Below are 12,225 nucleotides of genomic sequence, written 5' to 3' on the forward strand. Positions count from 1 at the left end.
TGCGACTTATCTAGCCGGCAGTTTTTCAATCTTACCTGTAATGAAATCGCCCCGCAAACTTCCCACACCCCGCTGAAAGCGTCAACGGCGCTGATGTTGTTTTGTTAAAATAATAACATTGTTGCGGGCCTTTCTGTCAGAAAAATCGTTTTCATACGCTGCTCAGGATGTGAATTTTGTCACACAGATTACTTTGTATACCTGCTAGTGTGATTTAAATAACATTTAAATGCTAAAAATTCACCGGGGAGTAAACAATGGATATCGCGGTTATTGGGTCAAATATGGTGGACCTCATTACCTACACCAATCAGATGCCGAAAGCGGGCGAAACGCTGGAAGCGCCTGATTTCGCCATCGGCTGTGGTGGCAAAGGCGCAAATCAGGCGGTGGCCGCGGCGAAAATGGGCGGCAGCGTGATGATGGTGAGCAAAGTGGGTGACGATCTGTTTGCGCCGAACACCGTGGCGAACCTGAAACAACAGGGCGTCGATACCCAATTTGTCACCACCGCGCCGGGCACTTCCAGCGGCGTAGCGCCGATCTTTGTTGATGATCAATCGCAGAACCGCATTCTGATCATCAAAGGCGCCAACCAGCAGCTCAAACCGGCCGATATTGATGCGGCGGCCGAGGGGCTGAAAGCGTGCCAACTGATTATCCTGCAACTCGAAATCCCGCTGGAAACCGTCTATTACGCGATTGATTTTGCCCGTCAGCATGACATCAAAGTGATCCTCAACCCGGCGCCGGCAGTGGCGAATCTCGATATCAATTACGCCTGCAAGTGCGACTTTTTTATGCCTAACGAAACCGAACTGGAGATCCTCACCGGCATGCCGGTCGGAACCGATAATGAGGTGATCCGTGCAGGCCAGACGCTGCTCAAGCGCGGCCTCAAAAACCTGATTATCACCCTGGGTGCGCGCGGTTCACTGTGGATGGCGGGCGACACGCTGCATCAGGTCGCGCCAACGTCAGTGAAGGCGGTGGACACCAGCGGTGCCGGTGATGCCTTTATCGGCTGCTTTGCGCACACGCTGGTGAAGACCGGCGATATTCCCACGGCGATGGCGCAAGCCTCGGCCTATGCCGCCTGCAGCGTCACTGGACGCGGCACGCAACGTTCCTACCCGGACGCGGAAACCTTCCAGCGTTTTCTCAACCTAAACTGAGGTCGAGTCATGCAACAGAACATTGTTCAGCAATCTGACGGCTATCTGAATAAGACGCCACTGTTTCAGTTCATTTTGCTCTCGTGCCTGTTCCCATTGTGGGGTTGTGCCGCGAGCTTAAACGATATCCTGATTACGCAATTCAAAAGCGTATTTGCGCTGAGCGATTTTGCCAGTGCGCTGGTGCAGAGTGCCTTTTACGGTGGCTACTTCCTGATCGCGATTCCCGCCTCGCTGGTGATCCGCAAAGCCACTTACAAGCTGGCGATATTGATGGGATTGGTGCTGTATATCGTCGGTTGCGTGCTGTTCTATCCGGCGTCACATATGGCGACTTACACCATGTTCCTCACGGCGATCTTCGCCATCGCCATTGGTTTAAGCTTTCTCGAAACCGCTGCGAATACCTATAGCTCGATGATAGGCCATCGCGATCACGCCACGCTGCGTCTTAACATCAGCCAGACGTTCTATCCGATTGGCGCGCTGATGGGCATCGTGCTGGGTAAATATCTGGTGTTCCAGGACGGCGAAAGTCTGCATACGCAGATGGCGGGCATGAATGCCGAGCAGGCACATGCCTTCCGCCTGAGCATGCTGGAACACACGCTGGAGCCGTATAAATATCTGGTGATGGTGTTAGTGGTGGTGATGCTGCTGTTTCTGTTTACCCGTTATCCGCGCTGCAAACCGGCGTCGAGTGAGAAGTCACTGCCGTCGCTGGGCGAAACCTTCCGCTATCTGGCCGGTAATCGCCACTTTAAACGCGGCATCGTGGCGCAGTTCCTGTATGTCGGCATGCAGGTAGCGGTGTGGTCCTTCACCATCCGTCTGGCGTTGACGTTGGGTGCGACAAACGAACGCCACGCGTCTAACTTTATGATTTACAGCTTTATCTGCTTCTTTATCGGTAAGTTTGTCGCCAACTTCCTGATGACACGGTTCCGTGCGGAAAAAGTGCTGATTGCCTACTCGGTACTCGGCGTGATCACCCTCGCGTGGGTGATGTTTGTGCCAAACTTTACCGCTGTTTACGCGGCAGTGTTTGTCAGTGTGCTGTTTGGACCCTGCTGGGCGACGATTTACGCGGGCACGCTGGCCACGGTGGATAACAAGTACACCGAAGTGGCAGGCGCGTTTATTGTCATGTCGATTGTCGGCGCGGCGTTTATCCCGGCTATACAGGGATTCGCCTCTGATCATCTCGGGTCGATGCAGCTGGCCTTTGGTGTGTCGCTGCTGTGCTTCGCCTGGGTTGGTTTCTATTTCTGGGGCGAACTGCGCCATAAAAATCAGGCGATGCAGGCAGGTCGTCTGGTTGAGGAGATGCCATGAAAACCCGTTTGCCGCTGCGTCGTGAGCAGTTTCATGAAACGCCCAGCACGCTGTTGCACAATGACTATTTCCACGTCGAGTTGTTTCGCTATCCGGCGGGTGTCGAAGCGGTGCGTATCAGCAACCAGCGTGGCACGGTGATTGTGCTGCCGTTTTACGGTCAAATGGTGTGGGATGCGACCTTCGATGGCCATTCCCTCACCATGGGGCACAGCTTTAAACAGCCGCTGCCAGGCAGTTCGATTATCGATACTTACGGCTGTTTTGCCTTCCACTCTGGATTGCTGGCGAACGGCTGTCCTGCGCCCGATGACGAACATCCGCTGCACGGTGAAATGGCCTGCGCACGTATGGACAGCGCGTGGATGGTGCTGGAGCAAGATCGCGTTTCTCTGGAAGGGGAAACCGAATATGTGAAAGGTTTTGGTCATCACTATCTGGCTTCTCCAGCGGTGCGGTTGCACGCTAACGCGCCGCGCTTGCAGATTGAGATGAACGTCACCAATCTGGCGGGCGTGCCAATGCCGCTGCAGTACATGTGCCATCTGAACAGCGCCTGGCTGGCCAATGGCCGCTTTAAACAGTCGATCCCGCAGGATGCGTTCAAGTTACGCACCTCGATCCCGGCACATGTAAAACCAACGCCCCAGTGGACCGCGTACACTGATCGGCTGGCGCGCGATCCCCAGGCATTGCAGCAGCTAGATCAACCGGAGATGTGCGATCCGGAAATCGTGTTTTTTGCCGATAATCTGCCGCAATACGGCAACGAGGTGCAGTTCGAACTGCATGCCCCGGAAGGTTATGCCTTGATGACGCGCTTCGATAGCCGACAATTCCCCCACGCCACACGCTGGCTGCTGCATAATCACGATCAGCAGGTCGCGGCTTACGTGCTGCCCTCAACTTGTCGGCCTGAAGGATTTAAGGCGGCACAGCGTGCTGGAACCCTAATTGAGCTGGCACCCGGCGAGAAGCGACATTTCAGCGTCGAGACCGGCATTCTGTAATCACTGGCGGCCCTTGCGCCGCCTCAATTTTTACCGCTTCGCTATTCACGAAACTGTCACGCAATATCCTTGCCAATCCTATAAAGCCAACTGCCCTGTTGGACGATAACGCCTGTGACATTCGTCACATTGGTTCTCCTCTCTCTTTACCAGGGTTCAGATTTATGAAGCTCAATCAGTTTAAAATTGGCCAGCGGCTGGGTTTTCTCGCCACGCTGCTGTTGCTCGCCACATTGTTGATGGGACTGCACGGACTGCAAGTCAATATGCAGGCGCTGGAAAACAATCAGGACGTGATGGCACGTGAAGTCCTGATTGCCGACAGCATCGACACCGCGCGCAGTGCGCAGGTGCAGTTCAAGATACAGGTACAGGAGTGGAAAAATACCCTGTTGCGCGGCACCCAAGGGCAGGAGACCTTCGATAAGTACAAAAAGGCGTTTTTGAAAGAGAGCCAGCAAACGCAGGCGCTGCTGAGTAAGCTGAGCCAGATTCAGACGTCGCTGGAGTTACCTGACGCTCCCGTGGAACAGGCGCGCGCGGTGCATGCCGGGCTGGAGAGCAAATATCTGGCGGCGCTGGAAAACTACAGTATCAGCGATATTAACAGTGCGGCACGCGTTGACCATCTGGTCACCGGTATCGACCGCGCACCGACACAGCAAATCGACGATCTGGTGGCTGCCACGCTGAAACGCGCGCAGCAGATGCATCAGGAGATAGAAGCCAACAACCTCGCCCATTACCAGAAAACCCGCATGCTACTGCTGATCGCGATGGGCTGTATCTTGCTGGTTGGTGTGTGCATTACGGCCTGGCTGGTGCAGAGCATCACGCGTCCGCTGAAGCAGGCAATTAACGTCGCGAAGACCGTGGCGGCAGGTGATCTGCGAGCCCGGATTGCGGTCTCAGGACGTGATGAAACCGCACAGCTGATGGCGGCGCTGCGTGATATGAACCATAACCTGACGCGTATTGTGACCGGCGTGCGTTCGGGGACTGAGGCAATAGCCGATACCACCGATCAGGTCGCACACGGCAGCCGCGAGTTGTCGGCGCGCAACGAAGCGCAGGCCAGTGCGTTGGAAGAGACCGCAGCTTCAATGGAGCAGCTGACTTCCGTGGTGAAAAACAATGCCGAGAACGCACGCCATGCCAGCGATATCGCGCGTGATACCCGCCAGCGCGCCGGCGAGGGCGGCGAGGTGGTGGAAAAAGTGGTGGTGGCAATGGGCGAGATCCACCAGTTCTCGCGTGAGATCAACGAGATCGTGACGGTGATTGATGGCATCGCGTTCCAGACCAATATTCTGGCACTCAATGCCGCAGTCGAAGCGGCACGCGCTGGGAATGATGGGCGTGGCTTTGCGGTGGTAGCGTCGGAGGTGCGTGCGCTGGCACAGCGTTCGGCTTCGGCGGCACGCAACATCCGTGGCTTAACCGATCGTTCGGTGAGTTTGATTGCACAGGGCAACACGCTGGTGAAAGGCGCGGGCTCGTCGATGCAGGAGATCGTCGAGAGCGTGAAGCAGCTGTGCGAGCTGATGGAGAACATCTCATCCGCTAGCGCGGAGCAGAGCGTGGGTATTGAGCAGGTGAACCTGGCGGTGACGCATATGGATGCCGCCACCCAGCAGAACGCCACGCTGTCGCAGCAGTCCGCCCAATCGGCACGCGCGCTGAATCAGCAGGTCGGCTCGCTGGTGGAGAATATCAGCGTATTCCAGTTGGAGTCGAAACCGGCTCAGTAACGTCGCGCAACAAACTACGCCGTTACACCGATAGGCGCTGGCCTGTGGCGGCGTTATTTATAGCGTAATGCTTGTTAGTTAGGGCGATATTTGCAAAGGCTGTCGCTGTTAATAGTGACAGCCTTTTCGTTTGGGTAAGCATTCCGGAGTGCGGGCCCGAGCGCCTCTGCTGCTGCCGGGCCGTCCTCGCGCCGCTGACGCGGTGCCTTCGGCTTCCACGTCGTGCCGACGGACCGTTCGGGTAAGGCCGTCCTGGCCAACCCGAACTGCCAGTCGCATCCCTGCGCCTGGCTCCTGGCCCAACGTAAAAGCCTCAGCGCTGCGGATAGCCCTTGCAGCAGCAGAGGCGCTCTGGCCTCTAACATCGTGCCGTTTTTGACAACACGCACTGAAGCTTTAGAGCTGGCTTGGGGTTGCTTCAGGGCAGAGGTGCTCTGACCTCTACCATCGTGCCGTTTTTGACAACACGCACTTACGCTTTAGAGCTGGCTAGGGGTTGCTTCAGGGTAGAGGCGCTCTGGCCTCTACCATCGTGCCGTTTTTGACAACACGCACTGAAAGTTCAGAGCAGGCTGGTACCGTTCCGGGGCTGGCAATCCGCCCCAGACCTCTAAATCGCCACCAACCCGCGCACGCCTTCTGCTTCCATATTGGAACCCGCGCCGCGCTGCACGATCTCTCCACGCGACATCACCAGATACTGATCGGCCAGCTCGGCGGCGAAATCGTAAAACTGCTCCACCAGCAGGATCGCCATATCACCGCGCTGGGCTAACTGGCGGATCACTGCGCCGATCTCTTTGATCACCGACGGCTGGATCCCTTCGGTGGGCTCATCCAGGATCAACAGCTGTGGCTTGCAAGCCAGCGCCCGACCGATCGCCAGCTGCTGCTGTTGCCCGCCGGAGAGATCGCCGCCGCGTCGGGCTTTCATCTCGCGCAGCACCGGGAACAACTCGTAAATCTCCTCGGGCACGGATTTGGCCTGCGACCCCGGGAAGCGCGCCAGCCCCATCAGCAGATTCTCTTCCACCGTCAGGCGCGGAAAGATTTCACGGCCCTGCGGCACATAGGCAATGCCCGCCTGTACACGCTGGTGCGGCTTACGACTGTTTATCACCTTATCCTGCCAGCGAATCTCACCGGATTTCGCCGGAATCAGCCCCATCAGACATTTCAGCAGCGTGGTTTTACCCACGCCATTGCGGCCCAGTAGGCAGGTAATTTCGCCCGGTTTCGTCTCAAACGAAAGACCGCGCAGAATATGGCTGCCGCCATAATATTGATTCAGTTCGGATACTTGCAGCATCTTAGCGCCCCAGATAAACGTCGATGACCCGATCGTTCGCCTGCACTTCGCGTAACGATCCCTCTGCCAGCACCTGGCCCTGATGCAGTACCGTGACATGATCGGCAATCGTCTCGACAAAACCCATGTCGTGTTCCACCACCATCAGCGAATGCTTGCCTGCCAGACTGCGGAACAGCTCGGCGGTGTACTCGGTTTCCGCGTCGGTCATACCTGCCGCGGGTTCGTCGAGCAGTAGCAGATGCGGGTCCTGCACTAACAACATGCCGATTTCAAGAAACTGCTTCTGACCGTGCGACAACAAGCCCGCTTTGCGCTGGCGCTCACCGCTCAGCCGCAGCAGTTTTAGCACCTCATCGATGCGATCCTGCTGTTCACCGTTAAGCCGTGCACGCAAACTAGCCCACACCGACTTATCGTTTTTCAGCGCGATTTCCAGATTTTCGAATACGGTGAGCGCTTCAAAAACCGTGGGTTTCTGGAACTTGCGGCCAATGCCGGCCCGGGCGATCTCCACCGACGACATGCGGGTGAGATCGGTATCCTGGTCATAGATCACCTGCCCGTTATCGGGACGCGTTTTGCCGGTGATCACGTCCATCAGCGTGGTTTTGCCCGCGCCGTTGGGGCCGATCACACAGCGCAGTTCACCGACGCCGATCTTCAGCGACAGATCGGTGAGCGCGCGGAAGCCATCAAATGAGACGTTGATCTTCTCCAGTTGCAGCACAGGATCGCTCTGATCGCGATGGCGATCGGCGGGATGGGGTTGGGTAAACAGTTGCTCAGTCATCACGCCTCCGGCGCAGCAGGCCAATCACACCACGCGGCAGGAACAGCGTGACGAGGATAAATATCAGGCCGAGGAAGAACAGCCAATATTCCGGGAAGGCGACGGTGAACCAGCTTTTGGCCCCGTTCACAATCGCGGCCCCTAACAGCGGGCCAATTAAGGTGCCGCGCCCGCCGAGTGCCACCCAGATAGCCGCCTCAATCGAGTTGGTCGGCGACATTTCACTGGGATTGATAATGCCGACCTGCGGCACATACAGCGCGCCCGCAAGACCACACAACACCGCCGACAGCGTCCAGACAAACAGCTTGAAGCCTTTAGGGTCGTAACCGACGAACATCAGGCGGTTTTCGGCATCGCGTACCGCCGTCAACACCCGCCCAAACTTACTGCGCGCCAGTGTGAAGCCAATGCCAAGGCTGATGAACAACAGCAGCACGGTGGCGACGAACAATCCAATGCGCGTGCCGGTGGCGGTAACGTTAAAGCCGAGCAGGGTGGTGAAGCCGGTAAAACCGTTGTTACCGCCAAAGCCCGTTTCATTACGGAAGAACAGCAGCATGCCGGCATAGGTCAGCGCCTGCGTCATGATCGAGAAGTAAACGCCTTTGATTTTTGAGCGGAAGGCGAAGTAGCCGAACACCAGCGCCAGCAAACCCGGCACCAGCATGATCAGACACAGCGCCCAGGCAAAATGTTGCGTGCCGGCCCAGAACCACGGCAGCTCATTCCACGACAGGAACGACATAAAGGCCGGTAAGCCCTCGCCCGATGCCTGGCGCATCAGGTACATGCCCATCGCATAGCCGCCTAATGCGAAGAACAGACCGTGTCCAAGAGACAGCAATCCGGCATAGCCCCATACCAGATCCAGCGCTACCGCGACGATGGCGTAGCAGAGGATTTTGCCGATCAAGGTCAGCGTGTAAGTAGAGATCGCCAGCGGATGCGTGGCGGGTAATAGGGCGCAGAACGGCAGCACCAGCAGCAGCAAGGAGATCACGATGCCGAGGCTGATACTGAGGCGCGGCGCTTTGCGCGTCAGCGTTAACGTCAGGGGTTGGCTCATCAGTCTATTACCCTCCCTTTGAAGGCAAACAGGCCCTGTGGACGTTTCTGAATGAACAGTACGATCAGCACGAGGATGAGGATTTTACCCAGCACCGCACCAATCTGCGGTTCCAGCACTTTGTTAAGGATGCCCAGGCCGAAGGCCGCTACCACGGTGCCCGCCAGCTGCCCCACGCCGCCCAGCACCACCACCAGGAAAGAGTCGATGATGTAACCCTGGCCAAGTTCCGGGCCGACGTTGCCGAGCTGCGACAGCGCCACGCCGCCCAGTCCAGCAATGCCAGAGCCCAGACCAAACGCCAGCATATCGATGCGTCCGGTTGGCACGCCGCAGCAATCGGCCATCGCGCGATTTTGCGTCACGGCGCGCACGCTCAGGCCCAGACGCGTTTTATTGAGCAGCAGCCAGGTCAGGCCGAGTACCGCAAACACAAACAGGATCACCGCAATACGGTTGTACGGCAGCACCAGGTTAGGCAACACTTGCCAGCCGCCAGACAGCCAGCCTGGGTTAGCCACTTCCAGGTTCTGTGCGCCAAACAGCATACGCACCAGTTGGATCAGCATCAGACTGATGCCCCAGGTGGCGAGCAGGGTTTCCAGCGGGCGGCCGTATAAATGACGAATGATGGTGCGCTCCAGCAGCATGCCAATGCTCGCGGTGATCAGGAATGCCACAGGCAGCGCCAGCAGCGGATACCACGCCAGCCACTGCGGTGCGAACTGCTGGAACAAGTTTTGTACAAACCAGGTGGCGTACGCACCGAGCATCAGCATCTCACCGTGCGCCATGTTGATCACGCCAAGCAGGCCGTAAGTGATCGCCAGACCCAGCGCGGCTAGCAGCAGGATCGAGCCGAGTGACAGGCCGGTAAACGCCTGACCGAAGAGATCGCCCCACATCAGGCGATGTTTGATTTGTTGCAGGCTCTCCGTGGCCGCGGCGCGCACCTGCGCATCGGGTTCGTTGCTGGCCTGCGTTAAGCGATCGAGGCTGGCCTGCATATTCGGGTCGCTGGACTCACCGAGCAGTGTGACGGCTTTGAGGCGCACGCGGGCATCCGGGCTGGCGAGTTGCAGGTTGGCGGCGGCCATGACGAGCACGGCGTGAACCTGAGTGTCTTTTTCCACGGCGAGACGCTGTTCGATAAGCGGCAACTGATCGGCGGCACCGTCGTTTTGCAACTGTTGGGCGGCACGCAGGCGAATCGCGGGATCCTCGCTCACCAGCTGGTGGGCGGCGAGGGCGCTGGCGATTAACACGCGTAGCCGGTTGTTCATAAACAGCTTTTTGGTCTCACCCGTCGGCTGTTGTGCGCTATCCAGCGGGATGAGTTTGTCATCCTGCTTGCTGAACGGCTGTTTATTTTGGTCGATGACCATGCTTTCGTTGCGCAGTGCCTGCAGCAGCGGCAAGCGGCTGGCCTGCGGTGCGGCCGCCCACTGTTGCAGCAGGTTGGCCTGATCAGTGCGGCTGGCAGCGGCGAAATCCGCGCCATCGCCCGCCTGGGCGAGCCACGGCAGGAGCAGCAGCAGACAGCAAAGATAACGGCGGATTGTCATGATGATGATCCTGTATGTCGTTGGGCTTGGGGGCGGTTGGTGACCTCACCCTAACCCTCTCCCGTAAGCGAGAGAGGGGACCGATCCAGCAAAGAACGCTGTTAATCACATTCGGCATCCTCTCCCATACTTTGCCAGAGAAGATCCGCAGGCGGCTAATGCCTTTGCCCTGGCTCCATTACAGAGCCAGATCGGGCATCAGCGCGCATTTTGCGTATTACTTCGTCGATTTCACCGGATAATCCGGCTTCTTATCATTACCGGCGATGTACGGGCTCCAGGGCTGAGCGCGGATTGGCTTATCGGTCTGCCACACCACGTTGAACTGACCGTTCTCTTCCACTTCGCCGATCATCACGGGCTTGTGCAGATGGTGGTTGGTTTTATCCATGGTCAGCGTGAAGCCGTCCGGCGCTTTAAAGGTCTGTCCGGCCATCGCCGCACGCACTTTGTCCACATCGGTGGTACCCGCTTTTTCTACCGCCTGTGCCCACATATGGATGCCGACATAAGTCGCTTCCATCGGGTCATTGGTGACCACGGTGCCTGCGTTCGGCAGGTTGTGCGCTTTGGCATAAGCACGGTAATCCGCCACGAATTTCGCGTTAGTTGGGTTATCCACCGATTCGAAGTAGTTCCACGCGGCTAACTGACCGACCAGCGGTTTGGTATCAATGCCGCGCAACTCTTCCTCCCCGACCGAGAAGGCGATCACCGGAATATCCGTGGCTTTAATGCCCTGGTTAGCCAGCTCTTTGTAGAACGGCACGTTGGAGTCACCGTTGATGGTGGAGATCACGGCCGTTTTGCCACCGGCAGAGAACTTCTTGATGTTAGAAACGATGGTCTGATAGTCGCTGTAGCCAAACGGCGTATAGACCTCTTCGATGTCTTTATCCTGAATGCCTTTGGTGTGCAGGAAGGCGCGCAGAATCTTGTTAGTGGTACGCGGGTAGACGTAATCGGTACCCAGCAGGAAGAAGCGTTTGGCGCTGCCGCCGTCTTCGCTCATCAGGTATTCCACCGCCGGAATCGCCTGCTGGTTGGGTGCCGCACCGGTGTAGAACACGTTTGGCGACATCTCTTCGCCTTCGTACTGCACCGGATAGAACAGCAGGCCGTTCAGCTCTTCAAACACCGGCAGCACTGACTTACGTGAGACCGAAGTCCAGCAGCCGAACACCGCCGCGACTTTATCCTGTGTTAACAGCTGACGCGCTTTCTCCGCGAACAGCGGCCAGTTAGACGCCGGATCGACCACCACCGGTTCCAGCTTTTTGCCCAGCACGCCGCCTTTGGCGTTGATTTCATCAATGGTCATCAGGGCCACGTCTTTCAGCGGCGTCTCGGAGATCGCCATGGTGCCGGAAAGCGACGACATGATGCCGACTTTGATGGTATCAGCGGCCTGGGCACCAAAGGTAAAGCCCAAACTGGTCACGGTGGCGGAGAGCGCAAAAGCTTTTAGCAACGAACGTCTTTTCATCGTTAACCCTCTAAATGTGTTAGTGTTTTTATTCAATGGGTTGAAGCCGGGCCTGCTGTAACATATGCAATGTGATCTTTCTGACCTCTGCCTTACTGACGGCAATGTGGTCGGTTAAAATGCGTTGTGCCTCCTCGGTTTGTTGCTGGAAAATCGCCCGTAAAATCTGAGCGTGTTCGCGGTATGTCGCATCTACCCGGTCGTCACGGGTAAAGTCGAGACGACGGATGATGCGGATCTTTTCGGTCAGTTCGGCGTGGATGCGTGCCATCTCCTGATTGCCCGCGGCGGCTACCAGCGCCATATGAAAGGCTTCGTCGTGCGCCGACACCGCTTTGCCATCCTCCAGGCGTGGCGCATCGATCCAGAAACCTTTCAGTTCGTTGAGGATTTCCGCACAGGCCAGCGGCGGCAGCGCGCACAGGCGGCGCACTGCTTCGCGCTCCAGCACGGTGCGGAAGTCGTACAGCTCTTCGAAGTATTCGAAGTCGAACGGCTTCACCTGCCAGCCGCTGCGGAACCACACTTCGACATAGCCCTCGCGCTCCAGCCAAAACAGCGCCTGACGTACCGGCGTGCGGCTCACGTCGAGCCGATCGGCGATTTCGTTTTCGCTAAAGCGGTCACCGGGCATCAAACGAAACTCAAAAATGTCCTGTTTCAATGCCTGATAAACCTTCTCCGCCAGCGCTTCCGGGCGGCCTTTGCTGCGTGGGCTTTGATGCATACGAG

Annotated in this window: 10 protein-coding genes; 4 read left to right on the top strand and 6 right to left on the bottom strand. The window is 57.4% G+C overall.

What is annotated here, in order from left to right; all coding sequences use genetic code 11:
* The first annotated feature begins 257 nt into the window (after nt 1-257).
* The 4 genes from rbsK to CRO33_RS12040 all read left to right on the top strand — a co-directional run bounded on the left by rbsK (nt 258) and on the right by CRO33_RS12040 (nt 5,271).
* On the top strand, nt 258-1,175 hold the full coding sequence (gene rbsK, locus CRO33_RS12025) for a ribokinase (protein ID WP_097118297.1): 918 nt from the start codon (nt 258-260) through the stop codon (nt 1,173-1,175).
* A gap of 9 nt (nt 1,176-1,184) precedes the next feature.
* Nucleotides 1,185-2,510 (top strand): L-fucose:H+ symporter permease, encoded by a 1,326-nt coding sequence (gene fucP / locus CRO33_RS12030; protein ID WP_097118298.1) that lies wholly within the window; start codon nt 1,185-1,187, stop codon nt 2,508-2,510.
* Nucleotides 2,507-3,520, top strand: a complete 1,014-nt coding sequence (locus CRO33_RS12035) for an aldose 1-epimerase family protein (RefSeq protein ID WP_097118299.1) — start codon at nt 2,507-2,509, stop codon at nt 3,518-3,520. The genes fucP and CRO33_RS12035 overlap by 4 nt, the downstream gene beginning before the upstream one ends.
* Before the next feature lie 164 nt (nt 3,521-3,684).
* On the top strand, nt 3,685-5,271 hold the full coding sequence (locus CRO33_RS12040; RefSeq protein ID WP_097118300.1) for a methyl-accepting chemotaxis protein: 1,587 nt from the start codon (nt 3,685-3,687) through the stop codon (nt 5,269-5,271).
* 610 nt (nt 5,272-5,881) lie between these two features.
* On the opposite strand, the gene urtE is transcribed toward CRO33_RS12040, so the two are convergent.
* The 6 genes from urtE to CRO33_RS12075 all read right to left on the bottom strand — a co-directional run bounded on the left by urtE (nt 5,882) and on the right by CRO33_RS12075 (nt 12,220).
* Nucleotides 5,882-6,580 carry an urea ABC transporter ATP-binding subunit UrtE gene (gene urtE, locus CRO33_RS12050; RefSeq protein ID WP_097118302.1) on the bottom strand — a complete coding sequence of 233 codons (699 nt, stop codon included), beginning with the start codon at nt 6,578-6,580 and terminating at the stop codon, nt 5,882-5,884.
* A 1-nt stretch (nt 6,581) separates the two neighbouring features.
* Complete coding sequence (gene urtD, locus CRO33_RS12055; RefSeq protein WP_034826215.1) at nt 6,582-7,373, bottom strand: urea ABC transporter ATP-binding protein UrtD; 792 nt, start codon at nt 7,371-7,373, stop codon at nt 6,582-6,584.
* Nucleotides 7,366-8,442, bottom strand: a complete 1,077-nt coding sequence (gene urtC / locus CRO33_RS12060) for an urea ABC transporter permease subunit UrtC (protein WP_097118303.1) — start codon at nt 8,440-8,442, stop codon at nt 7,366-7,368. The genes urtD and urtC overlap by 8 nt, the downstream gene beginning before the upstream one ends.
* Entirely contained in the window at nt 8,442-10,007 is a 1,566-nt protein-coding gene (gene urtB / locus CRO33_RS12065; protein ID WP_097118304.1) for an urea ABC transporter permease subunit UrtB, read from the bottom strand. The genes urtC and urtB overlap by 1 nt, the downstream gene beginning before the upstream one ends.
* Nucleotides 10,008-10,224: 217 nt before the next feature.
* Nucleotides 10,225-11,493 (bottom strand): urea ABC transporter substrate-binding protein, encoded by a 1,269-nt coding sequence (gene urtA, locus CRO33_RS12070; RefSeq protein ID WP_097118305.1) that lies wholly within the window; start codon nt 11,491-11,493, stop codon nt 10,225-10,227.
* A 28-nt stretch (nt 11,494-11,521) separates the two neighbouring features.
* A complete protein-coding gene (locus CRO33_RS12075) occupies nt 11,522-12,220 on the bottom strand; it encodes a GntR family transcriptional regulator (RefSeq protein WP_034826206.1) in 699 nt (232 codons plus the stop codon).
* Nucleotides 12,221-12,225: the final 5 nt, after the last annotated feature.

The sequence above is a fragment of the Pantoea sp. GL120224-02 genome (genome assembly GCF_900215395.1).
Taxonomy (GTDB): domain Bacteria; phylum Pseudomonadota; class Gammaproteobacteria; order Enterobacterales; family Enterobacteriaceae; genus Pantoea; species Pantoea communis.